Origin of the sequence: Pantoea sp. Tr-811 (assembly GCF_011752535.1) — a bacterium.
Lineage (GTDB): Bacteria > Pseudomonadota > Gammaproteobacteria > Pseudomonadales > Pseudomonadaceae > Aquipseudomonas.
The window spans coordinates 451,107-469,808 of record NZ_VWXJ01000001.1 but is presented as its reverse complement, the minus strand read 5'-3'; the positions used below and the strand labels follow the sequence as shown (position 1 = coordinate 469,808).

The following is an 18,702-nucleotide window of genomic DNA, read 5'->3' as shown; positions in this document are numbered from 1 at the left end:
TCAGGCCACCGCCCGCCACATGGCGCACAGCGGGTCGCTGTCGCCGGCCGGCTGGCACAGCTGCACCGCCGCCAGTTGCGGCACGTCGCCACGGCCTGGGGCATGCAGGTACACCGGCGGGGCGTGCTCGCCGTACAGCTCGCAGGTGCGCTCGATCAGCGCCTGCAGGGCCTGGTCGGTGTCGGCGCAGCCCTGTGCCAGCACCTGTTGCCAGGCGCCGCCGGCGGCCAGCAGCAACACACTGCGGCGCGGTTCGGCCAACACGAAGAGGAAGTCGCCCTGCCCCAGCTGCGCCGAGCAGCGGTTGTAGGCGGCCATCAGGTAGGGTTGCACCGAGTGCAGGCTCAGGCGACTTTCCCGGCCCAGGGCCTGCAGGCCTTGTAGCAGGGCCTCGGGCAGCGCCGTGGCAATCCGCGCGGCGCCGGCAGGCTCGGGCGAGAGGACGATGCGCCAGTCGTCCAGCGGCTGGCCGTAGAGGTTTTCGAAGCAGGCCCGGGCGTAGGCATCCAGCTCACGGGGGTGGCTGATGGCATCACTCCACGGCACCAGGCAGAAGCGGCTGTAGCGCGCCGACAGCAGCACACGCAGCTGGGCACCCTTCAGCGCATGCTCGGCCAGCAAGGCGTGCAACGCCTGCAGGGCCGCTTCCCAGGCCGGTTGCGCCGCGTCGCAGGCGAACGCGCGGCTGCCCAGCCACTGCTGCTGGTTGGCGTGCCCGCCCCCAAGGCCGACACCCTCGGCGCCAAGCACCGCACTGTATTGGCTAACGCCGCGATCAAGCGATAAATGTGACACGGTTGATCTCCTCAAGGGTGGTGCGGCCCTCACGGACCAGGTCCAGGGCCGAAGCGCGCAGCAGGCGCAGGCCACGCTGGCAAGCCAGCTGCTTGATCTGCGACAGGGGGCGGCGTTCGACGATCATCTGCCGCAGGTCGTCGTCCAGGTGCAGCAGCTCGGCAATCGCACTGCGGCCGCGGTAGCCACTGCCACGGCACTGGCCGCAGCCCTGGGCACGCACGAAGTGCCAGCCGGCCACCGCTTCGCGGGTCAGGCCCGAGGCGGCCAGGGTGGCGTCGTCGGCCTCACCAGGCGTGCAGCAATGCGGGCAGGCCAGGCGGATCAGGCGCTGGGCCAGCACGGCGTTGAGCGCGGAAACGAAGCTGTAGGGGTCGACTTGCATCTGGCTGAAGCGGCCGATCACGTCGAACACGTTGTTGGCGTGGATGGTGGTGAACACCAGGTGGCCGGTCAGGGCCGATTGCACGGCGATTTGCGCGGTGTCGGGGTCGCGGATCTCACCGACCAGGATCTTGTCCGGGTCGTGGCGCAGGATCGAACGCAGGCCACGGGCGAAGGTCAGGCCCTTCTTCTCGTTCACCGGAATCTGCAGCACGCCGGGCAGCTGGTACTCGACCGGGTCTTCGATGGTGATGATCTTGTCCACGCCGTGGTTGATCTCGCTGAGCATCGCGTACAGGGTGGTGGTCTTGCCGCTGCCGGTGGGGCCGGTGACCAGGATCATGCCGTAGGGCTCGGCGGCCAGGCGGCGCAGGGCCTGCAGAGTGTGTTCGGCGAAGCCCAGGGCCTGCAGCTGCACGCCGCTGACGCGGTCGGAAAGGTCTTGCTTGTCGAGCACCCGCAGCACGGCGTCTTCACCGAAGATGCTGGGCATGATCGACACCCGAAAATCGATCTGGCGGTCACCGACGGCAACCTTGAAGCGGCCGTCCTGGGGCACGCGCTTTTCGCCGATGTCCAGTTCGGCCATGACCTTGATGCGCGAGATCACCTGGTCGGCGAAGGCGCTGCCGCTGGCCTTGCCGGCGCCATTGAGCACGCCGTCGATGCGGTACTTGATGGTCAGCCCTTGGCCGGTCATGCCCAGGTGGATGTCGCTGGCGTGCTGCTTGAGGGCGTCGTACAGGGTCGAGTTGACCAGCTTGACCACCTTGCTCTGGTCTTCGCTGATGCTGGCCAGCGACAGGCGCTGCAGCGGGTCGTGCTCGCTGCTGGCCTCGGCGTCGTGTTCGAGGGCATCGACGGCATGGAAGCTTTCTTCGTGGCGGGCCAGAAAGGTGGCCAGGTCTGCGGCGTGGGCCAGGTACAGCGGCGCGCCTTGCAGCACATCGTCGATCCAGGCCAGGCGGGCTGGGTCGAAGGGGTCGGCGAACACGCCGAGCAGCGCGCCGTCCTGTTCGACAAGGGCGAACTCACGCTTCAGGCACAGGGCCAGGCTGACCTTGTCGAAGCGTGGGGTGCTGGCCAGCAGGGCCTGGCTGGCCATTACCGGGTAATGCAGGGTGGTGGCCAGGCGCTGGGTGAAGCTGGCCGGGGTGTCGCCGGCCAGGCGCTGCAGGCAGTCGAGCAGGCGTTCATCACCGGCTTGCTGGCGGGCCTGGGCCAGGAGTTCACGGGGGTAGGCAAGCTGCCGGGAGGCCTGTGCAGGCCCCATCGCGGATAAATACGCTCCTACATCGAATACATCGGACATGGCCTGCGACTCCGCTCAGGGGCGCGTCGCAGGCTGGTCGGGCCAGGGCAGCGGGCGCCGCTATTCCCCGGTGAGCAGTTGTTCGTCGTCAGGTTCGGGGGGCTTGGCGCCATTGCGGCGGCGGTCGGCCAACACCCAGCTTCCGTCGTACAACTGCAGGGGGAACGATTGGTTCCTGTTCTGGCGTCGTTCGACGAAACCTTCGGCTGGATCTTCATTGGCCCTGTGCCGGCGCTCGATGCCCATCAGGTCGAAGACCACGCGCGCCAGTTCCACCATCGGGAACGGCTTGAACAGGACATGGGTCACGCCAAGGTCGGCGGCCCGCTCACGAACCTCGGCGGTCGGGTGGGCGGTGATCAGCACGAAATGGCACTGCCTGTTCTTGCGCACGGTTTCCAGAACCTGAAACCCCTCCATGTCGGGCAAGCGGTAATCCAGCACGATCACTTGCGGTGCCAGGCTCAAGGCCTGCTCGATACCACTGGCACCGTCGTGGGCGACTTGAACATCCAGGCCTTGCACCTGCAGGAACGCTTGCAGGTTCTGCGCAAGGGTCTGTTCGTCATCGACTACCAATACTCTGTTCACCAAGGTCCACTCCCAAGAACTGCCCGGTTTCCCGGTCTGCGAAGTGCGGCCTCGATAAGGCTTGAGCAGGCTTCGTGCCAGGCGTGAAAAAATCGTGTCGCACCACGGTAAGTCGTTGATCTGGCTGGGTTGCCCCACTGCGCTGGGCGCAGGCGCCAGCGGCTTTCCCCACATCCGGGGAAAGTGATGGCACATTGCCAAACCGATCTTCCCCAGTATTGGGGAAACGCAGCTTCGGGCCGTCAGTGCGCGAGTTCCACTGTAGCGGAATCGCGCAAACGTTGGCGCACGGATTGGCGCGCCTGCGCCTGCAATTGCCCGATGAGCGCGGCCCTGGCCAATGCCAGGCCCTGTTCGGGTATGACCGAAGGGTTATCACTTTGGTTCAGTGCTCCTTGCAACGTGAACCGGTTGGCGGCGTAAAAGGCCTGAACGTCGGCTGCGCTGGGCGCGGCAACCTCGCTCAGTTGGGCGTAAACCTGCTGCGCGGCGATGTCGCGGCGCGTGTACTCAGCGTAACCCGCCCGGTCGAAACCTGCCTCAGCCAGGTGCCGCTCGAACACCGCCGGGCTGGGGAAAGCCGCCTCTACCTGCCCCACCTGCGCTGATACCTGCTCATCACTGGCATCAATACCCTGGCGCTGGGCTTCCTGCCAGAGCAATTCCTTGTCGATCAGCTCGTCCAGGGCCTGTTGGCGCAGGCGCTTGTACAGGCCGGGGTTGCGAATGCTGGCCACCGCCCGGTGCTGGGTTTCCAGGTATTCGGTGAAATAGCGCTCCAGGCGCATTACCCCGATGGCCACGCCATTGACCCGCGCCGCCGGTACATCGGCAAGGCTGGCCTTGGCCACCAGCAGCAACAGGCACAGCAACAGGGTTCGCATGGTGGCCTCCTTCAGGGGCTGAGCGGCAATGGCTGGTAAGGTGCGACAGCGGTGAAGCGTGGCCCAGGCAGCGTCACTGCCACCACATGGGCGCCGGCCATGCCCTGGCGCCGTCCGGGGCCGAAGCCCAGGGCCGGGGTCAGGCCGGTTTCGACGCCGTGCAGGCCCTCCAGGGCCGCCACCAGTTGTTCGCGGCTGGCGTCGCGGCCAATCTGTTTCAGCGCCTCGCCCAGCAGGCGCAGGGCGCACAAGGTATTGACCTGCAGCGCCGCATGGCGGGGCTCCAGGCCCTGTCGGCGCTGCACGGCGGCCAGCGCCGCCCGGCCGTGTTCGGTCCAGTCGCTGGGCACGAACGGGTAAGCCAGCAACACCCGCCGTGACCACTGCGCCGGCAGGCCCGCCACAGCGCTGGCAACCTGGCTTGAGGCCGCCATCAGGTAAGGTTCACGCCCCTCGGCCTGCAGCACGGCGGCCAGCTCGGCGAAGGCCTGGGCGTGGCCAAGGAAGACGATGCCCTGCCCCGCCACGGCTTGCCCGTTGAATGCCTCGCTCACCGGCACTGCCCAACCGCCCTGGCGCAGTTGTTCGCGCACCTGCTCGGCCAGCAGCGCCTGGTCGTTGCCCGCGTACACCACGCGCAAGCCGTCTGGGCCGAGGCCCAGGGCGGCCCTGGCGTGGTTGGCCAGGCTTTGCATTTGGCTAGCAATACCCGGCAATGGGTCGAAAATCTGTGAACTGCCACCGCTGCCGGGGGCGCTGCCGATCAGCGGCACACCGTGGCGTTCGAGCAACGCGGGCAACTGTGGGTCGAGCATCGGCGCCAGCGGTGCGACGAGGCTGAACACCTGGTCCACATCGAGCAGGCGCTGCAAGGCGCGCTCGGCGCTGGCAAGGTCGGCGCCGGGGTCGGCCACCACCAGTTGCAGGCGCCGGCCATGGATGCCGCCCTGCTGGTTGAGCTGGGCCATGCCATCTTCGAGCACCGCACGTACTACCTGCCCTGCCTCGGCCAGCGGCCCACTGGCCGGCAACAGGGTGCCCAGGCGCAGCACATCGTCTTCAACGCCGGGGTCGCGTTCCTGGCCCAGGCGCTTGAGGTAGGCGGTGAGGTTGCGCTGGTCGGCCAGGGTCAGTTCGAACCGTGGCATGGCCGGGTCCAGCCGGTTGCCGGCAGGGTCGACGCCCTGGGCGATGGCGCGGGCCAGGGTGCGCTCGTCGTAGGCTGGGTAGCTGCGGCTGTTGGCCTGACGGGGGCCTGGGCCTTGGGCCAGGCGCTGCCAGTCCAGGCTCGGCGGGCGCACGCTGCCCTCGGGCCGGCCCCGGCCGTCGGTGCCGTGGCAACTGGCGCAGGGCAGCACGCTGGCAGGAACGCGGATGTCGCTGGCGCCGACGCGGGCGGTGAGCTGGGCGTCGGCGCTGGGCAGGCCTTCGCGGTACAAACGTTTGCCAGCTTGTTCATTGGGTGTGAGATCAAGGGCAAACGCTGAACCGGGGAGGTAGAAGCTCAGGAGTAGGAGCAGCACAGTTGCAGTGCCTGTACCGGCCCTTTCGCGGGGCAAGCCCGCTCCTACAGGGGAAAGGCGGTGCTTGTAGGCGCGGGCTTGCCCCGCGAAAGGGCCGGTCCTGATATCCATGGCTCAACGCCCAGCCAACGGTTGGGCCAGCAACTGCAGGCGCTGGGCGATGGCGGCAGGCGGTGCATCCGGGCGGATCTTGCTCCAGCGCTTGCCCGCCACGTCGCCGGCAATCAACTGGGTGGAGTGCTGCTCGGGGCTGGGCAGGAACTGGCCGATACGGCCCAGCACCAGGTCAACGCTGGCCTTGTCGCCGGTGAGAAACAGCCAGTTGGCGCTGTCTACACCCTGTTTCTCGGCGTAGGCCTTGAGCACCGCCGGGGTGTCGTTGAGCGGGTCGCTGCTGATCGACACGAACCTCACCTGGCTGGCCAGCGCCGGCCCCATGGCATCGCGCACCTCGCGCAGCTTGCGGGTAATCAGCGGGCAGGCGTCGGTGCAGTGGGTGAAGATCACGTTGAGCATCACCACCTGGCCCTTGAGCACGTCACTGTAGAAGCGCAGCGCACGGCCGTTCTGGTCGGTGAGCACGGTGTCGGTGAACCAGGCCTGGGCGTCGCGGGTGCCGCCGCCGCTGGCCATGGCCGGCGGTGCCGGTTGCGGGCTGGGCCCTGCCGGTGCATGGCCTTCGTGGGCGAAGGCCACCGAGGTGAGGATCCACAGGCAGGCCACCAGGGCCAGCCAGTCGCTCAGGCGCAGGGTGGTGTGGCGGGGCATGCTGCTCATGGTTGCACCCCGTGGTGTTCGGCAATGGCGGTGCCTTTGGCATGCACCCGGCGGGCGCTCAGGCGGTTGATCTCGCCCACCAGCACGTCCGGGTCGGTGAAGCCGTAGTAGCGGGTCCAGTGGCCGCTGCGCCCGTCCCCCACCAGGATCAGCGGCGGGTGCTGGCTAAGGTCGGCGCTGAAGCTGCCCAGGCCCTTGAGGGTTTCGCTGATGGCGTAGGGCGAGCCGGTCAGCCAGCTCCAACCCGGGCCATGCTGGAACGCCTTGGCGTAGCGCTGCAGGCGCTTGGCATCGTCGCGCTGCGGGTCGACGCTGATCGACACCAGCCGCACCTCCTCGCCCACACGCCCACCCAACTGCTGCTGGACCTTGCCCATGATCGACGACACCACCGGGCACACCGTGGTGCAACTGGTGTAGATAAAGCCCATCACCACCAGGTGCTCGCCCACCAGGTCGCGCTCCAGGCGCACGGGCATGCCGTCCTGGTCGAGCAGCGACACGTCGGCAAAGCGCACGCTGGCCTTTTCCTGATGGGCCGCCGGCGGTGCGGCGGCCGGGGCGCCGTGGTCATGGCCGGCGTGGGCCAGGGCAAGCTGGCTGGCCAGGGCCAGGCTCAGGGCAAGCAGTGTGCAAGCAGGCTTGGCATTCATCGCACATTCCTCAGGTCGGTCTGGGCAGCGGTAGCCGTGGCGGCTGGCAGGACGCGCAGGCTGGTGTAGTTTTCCTCGGTGAACGTACGCCCCAGCGAGGGCGACTGCACATGCAGGTACCAGGCACCGGGTTCGGGCAACGCCAGGGCGGCCTGGTACACGCCCTCGCCCACCTCGGTCAGCGGCAGGTTGCGCGGCATCGACGAGGGCGCCAGGAAGTAGCGCAGGCTCAGGTCGTTCAGCCCCAACCGCGGCCGGCCATCGTCGCCGACGATGCGCACCTTGGCGGTAAAGGCGCTGTCCTGGGCCAGGGGCTGTTCCAGGCCAATGAACTCGGCATGGGCGACCCGGCGCTGGGCTGGCGTGGGGGCGGCGGCGACCTCGGTGCTGAAGCAGTGGATGATCTGCGGCTGGTTGAGCAGGAACGCCACGTCGAAGGTGCCGGCGGCGGGCATCTTCACCGTCGAGCCGTACACCCCCGGTGCCAGCTCGCGCAAGCTGCGGTCCACCACCAGGGTCGCACGGGCCTGGTGGCCACGGTTGTTGTAGCCGGACATCGGCGCGTTCATGCCTTCGGCATAGAAATAGGTGGTGTTGTCCACCGGGTTGACCACGAACACCGAGTTGTCGTCGCGCGACACCGCCAGGCCCTGGGCCAACGGCAGGTCACCGGCCTGGCGCGGCGCCGCGGGGCCGGCTTCGAAGCCTTGGACGATGGGCGTGCGCCCCTCCCCCAGGCTGCCCAGGTTGATCATGCTGACCTTGGCCGAGGCCAGGCCGCGAACGTAGGCGTAGCCTTTGGTGAAGGTCAGCTGGTAAGGCTCGGCGGCCACGGCAATGCGGTGAATCAACGTGTCGCTGCTGGCGTCGATCACCAGGGCCTGGTTGTCCAGGGTGTTGAGCACGATGCCATAGCGGCCATCGCCACTGAAACGCATCGGCCCCAGGCCTTGCTCGGCCTTCACCACGTGGCGCAGCTGGTGGCTGCGGGCATCAATCACATGCACCGTGCCGGCCTCGCCATCGGCCACGTACACCGCCTGGGACAACGCCGAGTACGCCACCGACAGTGGGTGTGGGCCCACTTCCAGGGTTTTCACCAGGCGCAGTTCGGGAATGTCGATGATGCTCAGGGTGCCGCCGTCGCGGTTGCTGACGAAGGCATAGCGCGAGTCGGCGCTAAAGGCGATCTCGTGGTGCCCGGAGCCGGTGGCGAAGCTTTTCAGCGTGCTGCGGCTGGGCACGTCGATCACCGTCACCCCGCCCTTGGCCGGGTCGCTGCTGTTGTTGCCCACCCACAGGCGCAGTTGGTCGGGCTGCAGGGCCACGCGCACGGGCAGCTCGCCGGCCTCAAGGTTGGCCACGCGGGTGAAGGTTTCGGTGTCGATCACCGCCACCTGGCCGCGCTCGGGGACCGAGACGAACACCTGCTTGTCATCGCGGGTGGCGGCCCAGTCCATGGGCCGGCCCGGCAGGTCGATGCTGGTGAGGGTGCTGGTGACGCCACCCACCGACACGGTGGGGTCGATCACCGTCAGGCTGGCGTCCTTGTTCAACACCAGCAGGAAGTAGCTGTTCAGGTCCAGCAGGGGCCGTGCGCCGATGCTGCTTTTCAGGAACAGCGCCACCCGCGCCTTGCAGCTCTGGTCACGGTTGCCGCCTTCGAGCGGCGCTGACTGGGCGGGGTCGATCCAGGCGCCGGGGGCCATGCCCGACAGGGGCTGGCCGCTGGCCTGGTCGGTGACCTTGAAGCGGATATTGGCAAACGCGCCTTCACGCAGCTCGCCACCGGCCAGTGGCCGTGCCTCGAATTCCACGGTCACGCCGTCGCGGCTCAGGCGGTGCAGGGCCTGGGGGTCGGCAGGTTCCTGCAGTAGCTCGCGCGGGTCGCACCAGAGTTTTTCGTAGGCAACCCCCAGGCCGATGAGCGCCATGCTCAGCAGCAGGCCGGCGTAGGCCGGTCGAAGTCCGAAAGTCATGGCAGCACCCTCTTGCCGGGGCGTTGAACGGATGGGACGACCATGTAGCACCTCCACAGGTCTCAGGATTCTGTGACAGGCTTTTGCAAGTGGTATGCCAGGAAGTAAGTTGTTGTTTTTCAGGTAGTTATGGAGGGAACCGAAAACAGTGGGGAGGATCGAGTGGCTGCATTCCCCGAATTCGGGGGCTGAGGTTTGGGTGGGCTGTACGGGCCTCTTCGCGGGGCAAGCCCGCTCCTACCTGGGGATCGGGGGCTTCAGGCCTGCACATTACCTGTGGGAGCGGGCTTGCCCGCGAAGGGGCCAATACAGGCGCGGCGGAAAAAGACAAGGGGCGCTGGGCGCCCCTTGGGTTACTGTGCCGGTGCCGTCGCTGGCGGTGGGTCATTGGTCACCCGCAAAATCCCCCACAGCCCCGCCAGGTTCCCGTAGGCCGCATAGTCGCGGAACAGGTAATCCCCCGGTACCGCGTTGGCCCCGCCGGCGCTGGGCAGCATGAAGCTGAAGTGCGCGGCCGGCAGCACGCTTTCCTGGGCGCCGATGTACATGGCCATCGGGTTGTAGCCGAAACGCACCGAACCAATCCCCGGCAGGCCCATGGGGTAGCCGTCGACATCGTTCTTCTCGGCCTGGTAGTTGTGCAGCGGCCACAGGTGCCCGTCGAGCTGGTAGGTGATGCCGCGGCTGCCACCGCTTGGCATCAGCACATGGCTACGCACCGGCTGGCCCGGCCTTGCATACAGCACCGGGGTTTGCGGGTCGCCACCAACCAGGGCGTTGCTGTAGGCCATGTGGGCGTTGGGCACGTCGGCGAAGCCAAAGCCATCGGCATGGCCGAACGGGGCATCCGGGGCCAGGCCGAAGCGCAGCCACAGCGGCTCGGTCTTGTAGTTCATGGCCATGTTGCCGTTGTCCTTCGGATCGCCGGGCACGCCGTTGCCTTCCGTGGCGATGCCTTCGACCGGCCGGCCATCGGCCCAGCGCATGTTCATCGAGCGCTGCCACACCGTGACCAGGTCGCGGTAGTCGGGCTGGCCGCTGACCTTGACCGTGGCCTGGGCGCGCATGGCCGTGTCTTCGGTCCAGGTGGCGGTTTGCGGCAAGATGCTCATGCCGCCCACCAGGCCCTTCTGCGGCTGCTTGATGACATCCGCCGGGGTCAGGTTGAGGCCGCCGAACTCGATGGCGGTGGTGTTGATGTTGTCCACCGTGCGGCCCAGTTGCAGGGTTGGCTTGCCCTCCCGTTCCAGGTGGCCGGCGTAGTACTGGTACACCCGGCTCGGGTAGGCGCCACTGTTGCCTACCCGCGGCGGCACGGTTTGCACGGGGTTGGCACCCACGTTCACACCGTCGGACTTGGTGATGTCATAGGCCAGCAACTGCGCATGCAGGCCGACGTGGCTGGAGGGGCGCATCAGGTTGTTGTTGAAGGCGGTGGCGCCTTCGCTGTCGTAGCGGTCGCGCTTGACCAGGTTCTGCATCACCGCCGTGCTGGGCAGGTCGGGCATCACCAGCGGCAGGCGGTTTTCCAGGGTGATGCTGATGCAGTCACCGGCATTGGCCCGCAGCACCAGCGGTTCCACCGGCACCCCGGCCTTGAGCTTGCCACTGGCCGGGTCGAGGTCGGCCTTGCGCACGTACAGCACGGCAGTAGGGTCGTGCAGCGGGGCGCTGTGGCCACCCACGGTGAAGGTGGTGCCGTCCTCCTCGTCCACCACCGTTACCTGCGGGATGCTGGTTTTGCGGCTGTTGAACACCAGGGTGCCGCCTGCGGCCTTGAGCGGGCCGCCGACATGCTGGCCTACCCCCGACGGGTCGTTGATGCTGACGCCGTGGCGGTTTTCCAGAATGTCGTTGGCCAGCGCGGCCACCACCTCATAGCTGCGCTTGACCGTGGCACGGGTGCCGATGCCGTTGGGGTTGGCCGTGGTTTTCGGGCAGATGCCGTCGAAGTTGACGGTATTGCGCATGGCCACCGGTTGCGGGTTGTTCGGCAACGGGAACAGGTCGCCGCGCTGCCCGGTGTAGTTGCGCATCACGCCCCAGATGCCGTTCCAGTAGCCTTCCAGGGCGGCGTCCATGGTGTACAGGTAGTCACCGTTGGTGGCGGCGGAGCTGGAGATCATCGACACCGGGGCCATGAAGCCCATCTGTTCGGAAATGCCGATCATCTGCGACGCCTTCCACCCTGAGTTTGAGCTGTTGCCGAAGCCCGAGCCGTTCTGCAGCCATTTCACGCCATGCAGGGTGACGTTGTGCTCCTCCTCATGGCCGCCGGCGTGCAGGCGCAGGCGCACGTTGTCGCCGGAGTAGGTGCGCAGCATGGGGGTGAACGGGTCGCCCGGCTCGCTGCCGGCCTGGTTGATGTTGGGCGGGAACAGCGTGGTGCCGCCGGTGGGGCCGACCGCCGAGGTGATCGCCGAGGGCGCCAGGTTCATCGCCGGAATGGCCCGGTCGGTGCGGCTGTGCAGGGCGTAACCGAGGTCGCCGGCAAGGCCGTCGGCCTGCATGCCACGCTTGCCATCGGGGCCGACCTTGTTCGGGTCGAACACCCGCAGGCCCAGCGGTTCGTTGCGGTAATTGACCACGAACATGCCTGGGTCATCCACCGAGATCGCCTGCGGGCATGGCCGGCTTGGGCAGCCTGGGCTGAGCCCGCCACGCGACTCGACCACCGATTCCAACAGGTTGGCGGCCTTCTGCCGCACAGGCGGGTTGATGGCGAAGCGGAAGCTGTCGGCGGTGGCTGGGTAGGCCTGGCCATTGGGCACGCCATCGGGGCCGGCACCCACGTATACACCGGCTTCATAGGCATGCTGGAAGTCGCTGTACTCCAGGAAGAACTCGCGGTAGCTGTCGTTCTTGCCGTCGCCGTCATGGTCGCCCGTCTGGATCACCGCTTGCCACGAGGTGGGGCCACCGTCCTGGCGCGTGGCCGGGTTGTACAGCTTTTCGCCGGTTTCGGCGTGGAGCCAGGTGGAGCCAGCAGGTTCGGCCAGCACGGTGGCATACAGCCCGAGTTGCTGGTGGGTGGATGGGCCGAGGTGGTCGTGGGTGAAGATGGTGCCCAGGCCACGGTCGACGTTGTGCACGTTGACCAGCGGGTCGGCGAACCAGCGCTGCATGGCCGTGCGCGCGCCGAGCCAGTCGGCCCGCCCGAAGCGGCCGAAGTACGGATGCTGCCGGGCTTTCGGGCAGGCTGGCGTGGCGTCGCGGGCATCGCCCTCGGTGCAGCCATTGAAACTGCGGATGGCGTGCACGCGCTCGACCACGCTGCCGGGCGAAAGAATGCCGTCCTCGTAGTTCCAGCCGTTGGCCGAGCCGTCGGCGGCGGTCAGGTCCCACTTGGGCAGGTGAATGTGCTGGCCGATCACGTCGGTGGGGGTGCGCACCTGGTAGTCGTCCATTTCGTAGAACGACGGGATCAGGTTGGTGTGGGTGTACATGGTGCAATCGAAGGTGTTCATGCGCATCACCAACGGCTCGGGTGGGCGCTGCTTGGTAATGACCGGCCAGGCGTCTTCCCACAGGGCAAGGATGCGCGCCTGCGGGAAGTGGTAGCCGACTTTGTTGAACACCGCGTCGAACTGGATGTTGGCGCCTTTGTAGATGCGCGGGCGGTCGGCGGTGAAAGTGGACGCGCCGCGGAAATTCAAGCCGGTGAGGCTTTCGCCACTGAAGAACTCACCCACCCCCGAGGTTTGCGTAAGGCGCTTGCCACGGTCATCCATGCACGGCTCGTAGAACGGTGCGCCAGCGGTGGGCAGCGCGCCGTTGGTGCGAAACGCCTTGGCCACCGGCGGGCTGCCGGGAATCAGGGCGTAGCTTGGGTGCTCGGCCTTGGCATGGAACTGCATGGCCGCCTGCTCGACGTCGGTACCCTCCTCCGGCATGTACAGCGGCCTGGCCTTGTGCACCACCTTGGAGAAGTCCAGGCGGGTGGTGGTGGTTTCGGCTTCGCCACCGGCGGAAACACCGTCGAGGGCGTGGCGGCCCAGGCCACCGTCCCAGCCATCGACCTGGTTGGGGTCGAGGTTGGCCCACAGGGCCTTGCCGCTGTCCTTGAGCTGCCGGGCCAGGGCTGGGTCGAGCATGTCCAGCGGCGGGGTTGGCGGGCGGTTGCCGACACTGCTTTCCATGCCGCCGATCCAGAACGGGTAGCCAGGGTTTTTCAGGCTGCCGTCGGCATTGCGGTTGGCCTCGCTGCGGTCGACCAACGCCAGCGAGCCGATGGCCTTGGGCATGGATGCCCCTGGGCCTTCGTGGTCATCGCCTGCTGCTGCGGCGTCATCATTGGCGGCCACCTGCTCGGCCGCAAGCTTGGGCACCACCACCACCTTGCCGGGCATTGGCGCCATGGCCTTGCCTGGCAAGGGCACGATGGCCGGGATCGGCGTGCCGGCGACGATTTCGCCATCGGGCAAGGCCCGCGCGCCGGCGGCTGGCTTGCCGCTGCGCAAGGCGAATGGCGTGCTGTGGAAGCCATTGGCGCCCTGCCCGCTCACTTCCAGCCGGGTGCCCTCTTCGAACACGTCGTGCACCCGCCACATGGCCCACATGCCCTGGGCGAAGTGCGGGTAGAAGTGGCAGTGGTAGATGGCATCGCCCGCCACACGGTTGCGGTTGCCAGAGCCGCCGTTGGCGATTTCGTAGGTGTAGCCGATGCCCGGCCCGATGCCTTGGGCGTCGATATAGTCGGAGTTGTCGTCGTTGGGGTTGAACAGCCACTGGTGGCCATGCAGGTGGAAGATGTGCTGCTCATGGCCATTGTGGGTGTTGCGGAACTTGGTGAAATCGCCAATGTAGCTGTGGTGCACGTTGGCAGGCTCGGCCGGGTACAGCGCCATGCTGGCCTTGACCCCGGTCGCGCTGGCCGGGGGCACCTGGCCTGGGCGAATGCTTTCCAGGCCGACGTTGGCCGGTACATCGACCAGCGTGCCGATGTCGCCCACCGTGTGCGAGCTCAGGAAGAACTCTTCATAGGCGCAGGACAGGCAGTCGTGCATGGGGCCCACGCCCAGGCGGTTGGCCACCACTTCCGCGCCCATGCCGCCCGAGCCGTAGTTGATCATGAACGAATCGCGGGTGGGTTCCAGCACATGGCCCATCACCGGGTCGGCCCAGTAGCCGGGGAAGGCCTGGGTGGCAGCCACTTCGTCGGCAAATTGCGAGGCGAAGTCGCGAAACGCCTCCAGTCGGTTGGGCAGCGCCGGGTTGCGCTTGCCCAGGCTCTCCAGCGGGTAGGTAGTCCTGGGAAAACTGCCGTCGGGGTTGGGGCCCATGACGATGGCGTCGGTTTCGCTGTTGAGGATTTCATTGCCGTCGACCATGGCGATGATCGGCTTGCCGGCCTTGCCTTCGCTGACCCAGGGCTCGGCCTGGGGGTAGCGGGCCTGGTAGTCGATCACCGGCTGGCCGGTGGCCGTGCGGCCGGTGGTGGCCAGGCGCATTTCTTCCTCGGTGAGGGTATTGCGGAAGGTGCGCCCGCCTTTGGGCACGACCACCACCTGGCCGAACAGGCCGTTGGCCACGTTGCCGGCACCGCCCTGGCCGCCGAAGGTGGCGCCCTGGCTGGTGGCGGCGAAAGCCCCTTCGCGTTCGGCGAACAGCGTGTGGCTGCGGCTGTTGCCGGGGGCCACCAGGAAGTTGCCGTTGCGCCCGGTGTTGGCGGCGATGTCGCCAATGCTGTTGACCGCCTGCAGGCCGTTGACCTGGAAGCCGACCCTGCGGTCGGCCACCTGTTCGTCAGCGACGAAGCCTTCGTCGCCTTCGTTTTCAGCTTGGTTTTCGTCTTCCGGCCCTTCGGGTTCGATGCCGTGCTTGTTGGGGTTGGCCCGGTAATCGAGCAGGTTGGTCAGGTTGACCGTTAGGCAGTCGCCGGCGGCCACCCTCAGCACGATGGGCCGCGGGCGCTTGTCGGGGCGCAGGGTGACCTTGCCCGGCACGGCGGCGCCGCCCTTGCTCAAGGGCACCTGGTGGTCATCTACCACGTCTTCGCGCAGGGCGAAGATCATGCCGTTGGCGTTTTGCGCCCCCAGCCGGTTGAACATCAGCGGCTGGTCCAACGCCACCACGTTGGCCACCAGGTTGCGCTGGCACTGCACGGCGGCTTCGCTGGTGTCTTCCCAGCCAAGCAGGGCCAGCAGCAGTGAAGTCAGGACGGGGGCTTTGTACGGGGTCGACATGCTGCACCTCCGGGACACAGGAACTCTGCGTGGGGGTGGAGCAAGGTATGTGCCATGGCGGGAAAGCGTTGAATATCAGTAGGTTGAGCTGGAGATTTCAGCGAATTGGGGGGTGGATTCCCCGAATGAGGGGGGCAAACCCTGATAGGCGCATGTCCTGGGGCCGCGCCTCAGGCTTCGGCCGGGCGCTTGGCGTTTTTCTTGTTGATGGCTTTCATCCGCGTGGCGGCGCGTTGCACGGTGGCCATCTTTTCCGGGCGTTTCATGCCCCGCCATTTGCGGATTTCCTCACGGGTGCGCCCGCAGCTCACGCACAGTTCGCTGTTGAGCTGGCAGAGCGAGACGCAGGGGTTTTCGATGTCTTTGGCCATGACGGGCTCCGGTTGCGGGCGCGGATGATACCGTATCAGGCCGTGGCCACAACCTGCAGCCTTCGCCACAGCAGGCGGCCAGCGGTGATCGACCAGTTGACCACGGCAATCACCAGCAGCCACTGCAACAGCGCAGGCATCCCCGCCTCGACGATCACCTTACCCGCCAAAAGCGGGAAACCGAACACGCCAACGAAGTAGGCCAGGCTGAACAGCAGCAGCGACTGGGCGGTAAGCCCGGGCGGTGCTTCATTGGCTGCCAGGCCGTTGATCACCGAGTAGGTCAGGCCATAGCCAACGCCCAGTACCACGGCCGCCAGCAGGTAACTCACTGTGCCATCGACGCCGTACTGGAACATCAGCACCGACAGCACCATCAGGGCCGTCAGCAGGCAGGCCATGCGGTACGGGTCGCGCTTGACGATAAAGCCCGCCACCAGCAGCCGGCAGGAAATGGCAGCCGACATGAAGCCGAGAAAGAACAACGAGTAATCCAAGTGCCGGGCGCTGGCAAACGAGGTTTGGAAACTGGACAGCCCACCGAAGATCGCGCCCCCCAGGCCGACCATGAGGATGGCAAAGGCCGCCCTGGAACAAAGCACTGCCCGTGCAGCCGCCGGGGTGATCTTGCACACGGCCACCGCCGCGGTTTTCGCCCGCTGCATCCGCGGCCCCATCAGCAGGAACAGCACGCCGCCCAACAGGCTTGCCAGCGCCGCCGCCACGAATGCCGCCTGCACTGGGTAACCCAGTGCCTCGGCCGCCCGGCCGAGCAGCGGGCCGGTGCCGATCCCGGTCATCATGCTGCCCGAGAGCAAGGCAAAATACTTCACCCGCCGCGCCGGCTCGATCAGCATGGCGACGATGATCGGGCCCAGGGTGTAGAACACGCCCCAACCAAAACCCAGCACAAGGCCGCACAATACCATCGCGCTGCCAAAGCCCGGGGCAAAGGCAAAGCCCAAGCACGCGGCAGCCAGCAACACGGCACCCGCCGCCACCGCTTTCGGCGCACCGATCAGGTCGGTGAAATGGCCGGAGAAGATCACGGCCACGAAGGTGCTGAGCATCGCCACCGAAATCACCGAGCCGGCATCGGCCTCGCTGGCGCCCTGGGCACGCAGCATCATGGCCAGCAGGAAGGTGGCGCCATAGGACAGCGACAACAGGTAACTGCCCAGGCAGAAGGTGGTGAACAGGCCATTGGCGGGCGGGTGATTGGCAGGCATCAGGCATTCCAGTTGTTGTTATTGAACAGGCTCTGCCCAGGCTTTTAGCACGAGGCCGCTGGCGGTTGGATACGAAAGCCGCGGAGTGAAGCGTTGCAGTCTCATACCTAATGGCCTGTAGCCGCACGACACACTATGCTCGAAACCCTGTTCAGGAGGCTTGCCCATGCGCCCCACCCTCACCCTTCGCAAGGCCCAACCCGCCGATGTCGAGGCGATCACCGCCCTGGTTCAGGCGGCCTACTCGCCCTATATCGAGCGTATCGGCAAGGCGCCTGCGCCCATGCTCGACGATTACCGCCAGGTATTGGCCGATTGCGATGTACAGGTTGCAGTGCAAGGCCTGCAGGTGGTGGGCGTGCTGGTGATGGAATGTGAGGGCGAACAGATGCTGCTGGCCAATGTGGCGGTATTGCCAGCGTGCAAGGGCCAGGGCATTGGCAAAGCGCTGATGACGTTCTGTGAAACCCACGCCCTGCAGGCGGGGTGCAAGGCGGTGCGGCTGTACACCCATGAGCGCATGACCGAGAATATCGAGATCTACCACAAGCTCGGTTATGTCGAGACGCACCGGGCTGAAGAGCAAGGGTTTGCCCGGGTGTTCATGCGCAAGGCGCTCTGATGAAACGCCCGGTTTGACACACGCGCTCTTATGGAACAAATCGTAACCATCTGATTCAAATGGTATTTCTGTAGGAGCGGGCTTGTCCCGCGAAGCAGGCGACGCGGTGTATGGCACCGGCTGCGCCGGTGTTCGCGGGGCAAGCCCGCTCCTACAGGGCATTGCGGCGCGGCTGCTGGCTCTGTTCCCTGCGCGACAGCGCAGCCCGCGAGGGCTGGGTTATCTCCTACAGAAGTATCAATTAAATCAGATAGTTATGTTTTTCCATAAAAGCGGCTTTAGCCAGCATCGCCACACGCGGTGGCCTCAGGCACCAGGCGGATGTCCACCCGGCGGTTTTCTGCCCGGCCAACGAGGGTGTCGTTGCTGCTGACCGGCTGGCTGGCCGCCACGCCCTGAACGGCAAAGCAGCTGTCCGGGATATCCCCCATGCGCTGCATCCAGTCACGCACCGCAGAAGCCCGGGCCCGCGACAGTTCGAGGTTTCTGGCGGCGTCTCCCCGCGCATCCGCATGCCCGGAAACAACGATCAGCCAACCCGGCTGGGCCTTGATGCCCACCAAGGCATTGACCAACACCTTGGTCGAGCCGGGCTTCAATTCGGCACTGCCGGGGTCGAACAGGTTCAAGCTGTCGAGCTGAATTGGCTCAGGTGTGGCGGGCACTTCAGCCTGCCTGGATGCCCATGCCTGCCACCCAAGCCACCCCATGCAAGCGCCGACGAGGGTCAATGCCAGCAACCACGGCCATAAGGCGCGCTTGCGTGCTGGCGGTTCGATCACCAAGGTGTAGGCCGAGGGTGCAGGCACCACCGGGGCAAGCACAGGGCCGAGTGCAGGCTCGGCCACCGTTGCCCATGGCGGCAGTGGTATTGGCAACGGCACAGCCCTGCTGCCCGACATCCGTTGCATCAGGCTGTTGAGCTGCTGGCGGAACACCTGCAATGGAGCCAGCGGCCCATGGCCAAGGCGAGTCAGCCGCTGGTCCAACTGGCCCAGTTCGGCGGTGAGTTCGCCAAGTGCCGTGAAGCTCGCCCTTGCCCAATCCACCCTGCGCAGCAGCGGGTGCAGTTGGGCGAACAACCAGGCGATCAGATCGATGCGTGCCGAAGCCTGTTGCGGCCATAAGCGCGGCCATTGGCCAGTGAGTGTCGAAAGCAGCGCCACCCCTTCCGCCAAGCCTGGCAACCCGGTGAGGTTGCTTCGCGCCAGCACGAACGCCACTGCCGTTTGCAGCTCTACCCCGTTCAATTCGAACAGCCGCAAGCACAGCCGCTCAACGTTTACCCAGTCCACATCGGGGCACGCGGGGTGATCCAGCTTCGCCAGCTCACCGTGCAATGCCTTGAATTCATCCAGGTCGCATGGGGCCCCGCCCAGGCGAACACGCATTTTGAA

The 18,702-nt window shown here is 66.5% G+C and carries 12 protein-coding genes and 2 pseudogenes; 1 reads left to right on the top strand and 13 read right to left on the bottom strand.

From position 1 onward, the window contains the following. The 11 genes from F3J44_RS02075 to F3J44_RS02025 all read right to left on the bottom strand — a co-directional run bounded on the left by F3J44_RS02075 (position 1) and on the right by F3J44_RS02025 (position 16,683). Positions 1 to 795 (bottom strand): hypothetical protein, encoded by a 795-nt coding sequence (locus tag F3J44_RS02075; RefSeq protein WP_167270349.1) that lies wholly within the window; start codon positions 793 to 795, stop codon positions 1 to 3. Then, on the bottom strand, positions 776 to 2,491 hold the full coding sequence (locus tag F3J44_RS02070; RefSeq protein WP_205299625.1) for a GspE/PulE family protein: 1,716 nt from the start codon (positions 2,489 to 2,491) through the stop codon (positions 776 to 778). Before F3J44_RS02070 ends, F3J44_RS02075 begins: the two co-directional genes overlap by 20 nt. A gap of 60 nt (positions 2,492 to 2,551) precedes the next feature. Next, the gene (locus F3J44_RS02065; RefSeq protein ID WP_167060780.1) at positions 2,552 to 3,082 is read right to left on the bottom strand and encodes a response regulator; all 531 of its coding nucleotides are present in this window, start codon (positions 3,080 to 3,082) and stop codon (positions 2,552 to 2,554) included. Positions 3,083 to 3,324: 242 nt separating this feature from the next. Continuing rightward, a complete protein-coding gene (locus F3J44_RS02060; RefSeq protein ID WP_167270347.1) occupies positions 3,325 to 3,966 on the bottom strand; it encodes a SurA N-terminal domain-containing protein in 642 nt (213 codons plus the stop codon). Positions 3,967 to 3,977: 11 nt separating this feature from the next. Beyond that, a complete protein-coding gene (locus tag F3J44_RS02055) occupies positions 3,978 to 5,489 on the bottom strand; it encodes an ABC transporter substrate-binding protein (RefSeq protein ID WP_205299624.1) in 1,512 nt (503 codons plus the stop codon). 114 nt (positions 5,490 to 5,603) lie between these two features. Continuing rightward, positions 5,604 to 6,266 (bottom strand): SCO family protein, encoded by a 663-nt coding sequence (locus tag F3J44_RS02050; RefSeq protein WP_167270343.1) that lies wholly within the window; start codon positions 6,264 to 6,266, stop codon positions 5,604 to 5,606. Next, positions 6,263 to 6,919, bottom strand: a complete 657-nt coding sequence (locus F3J44_RS02045) for an SCO family protein (RefSeq protein WP_167270341.1) — start codon at positions 6,917 to 6,919, stop codon at positions 6,263 to 6,265. Before F3J44_RS02045 ends, F3J44_RS02050 begins: the two co-directional genes overlap by 4 nt. Next, positions 6,916 to 8,898, bottom strand: coding sequence for a cytochrome D1 domain-containing protein (locus tag F3J44_RS02040; RefSeq protein ID WP_167270339.1), 1,983 nt, complete (start codon positions 8,896 to 8,898; stop codon positions 6,916 to 6,918). The genes F3J44_RS02045 and F3J44_RS02040 overlap by 4 nt, the downstream gene beginning before the upstream one ends. Positions 8,899 to 9,251: 353 nt before the next feature. Further along, on the bottom strand, positions 9,252 to 15,083 hold the full coding sequence (gene mnxG / locus F3J44_RS02035; protein ID WP_167270337.1) for a manganese-oxidizing multicopper oxidase MnxG: 5,832 nt from the start codon (positions 15,081 to 15,083) through the stop codon (positions 9,252 to 9,254). A gap of 170 nt (positions 15,084 to 15,253) precedes the next feature. Continuing rightward, entirely contained in the window at positions 15,254 to 15,454 is a 201-nt protein-coding gene (locus tag F3J44_RS02030; RefSeq protein WP_167070772.1) for a DUF1289 domain-containing protein, read from the bottom strand. Between the two features lie 35 nt (positions 15,455 to 15,489). Further along, on the bottom strand, positions 15,490 to 16,683 hold the full coding sequence (locus F3J44_RS02025; RefSeq protein ID WP_167270335.1) for an MFS transporter: 1,194 nt from the start codon (positions 16,681 to 16,683) through the stop codon (positions 15,490 to 15,492). 166 nt (positions 16,684 to 16,849) lie between these two features. Here F3J44_RS02025 and F3J44_RS02020 point away from each other — a divergent pair, with 166 nt between their 5' ends. Next, positions 16,850 to 17,305 (top strand): GNAT family N-acetyltransferase, encoded by a 456-nt coding sequence (locus tag F3J44_RS02020; protein WP_167070774.1) that lies wholly within the window; start codon positions 16,850 to 16,852, stop codon positions 17,303 to 17,305. A gap of 278 nt (positions 17,306 to 17,583) precedes the next feature. On the opposite strand, the pseudogene F3J44_RS29725 reads toward F3J44_RS02020, so the two are convergent. Together F3J44_RS29725 and F3J44_RS29720 are read right to left on the bottom strand one after the other, a co-directional pair. Beyond that, positions 17,584 to 17,952: pseudogene (locus F3J44_RS29725) on the bottom strand (OmpA family protein); the annotation flags it as partial. A gap of 444 nt (positions 17,953 to 18,396) precedes the next feature. After that, positions 18,397 to 18,696, bottom strand: a pseudogene (locus F3J44_RS29720) (type VI secretion system ImpA family N-terminal domain-containing protein); the annotation flags it as partial. Positions 18,697 to 18,702 lie beyond the last annotated feature (6 nt).

What these genes read in the sequence shown, in the direction of transcription:
- F3J44_RS02045 (WP_167270341.1), bottom strand. Translation starts at nt 6,919, where the DNA reads ATGAATGCCAAGCCTGCTTGCACACTGCTTGCCCTGAGCCTGGCCCTG.
- F3J44_RS02070 (WP_205299625.1), bottom strand. Translation starts at nt 2,491, where the DNA reads ATGTCCGATGTATTCGATGTAGGAGCGTATTTATCCGCGATGGGGCCT.
- mnxG (WP_167270337.1), bottom strand. Translation starts at nt 15,083, where the DNA reads ATGTCGACCCCGTACAAAGCCCCCGTCCTGACTTCACTGCTGCTGGCC.
- F3J44_RS02025 (WP_167270335.1), bottom strand. Translation starts at nt 16,683, where the DNA reads ATGCCTGCCAATCACCCGCCCGCCAATGGCCTGTTCACCACCTTCTGC.
- F3J44_RS02060 (WP_167270347.1), bottom strand. Translation starts at nt 3,966, where the DNA reads ATGCGAACCCTGTTGCTGTGCCTGTTGCTGCTGGTGGCCAAGGCCAGC.
- F3J44_RS02040 (WP_167270339.1), bottom strand. Translation starts at nt 8,898, where the DNA reads ATGACTTTCGGACTTCGACCGGCCTACGCCGGCCTGCTGCTGAGCATG.
- F3J44_RS02050 (WP_167270343.1), bottom strand. Translation starts at nt 6,266, where the DNA reads ATGAGCAGCATGCCCCGCCACACCACCCTGCGCCTGAGCGACTGGCTG.
- F3J44_RS02020 (WP_167070774.1), top strand. Translation starts at nt 16,850, where the DNA reads ATGCGCCCCACCCTCACCCTTCGCAAGGCCCAACCCGCCGATGTCGAG.
- F3J44_RS02030 (WP_167070772.1), bottom strand. Translation starts at nt 15,454, where the DNA reads ATGGCCAAAGACATCGAAAACCCCTGCGTCTCGCTCTGCCAGCTCAAC.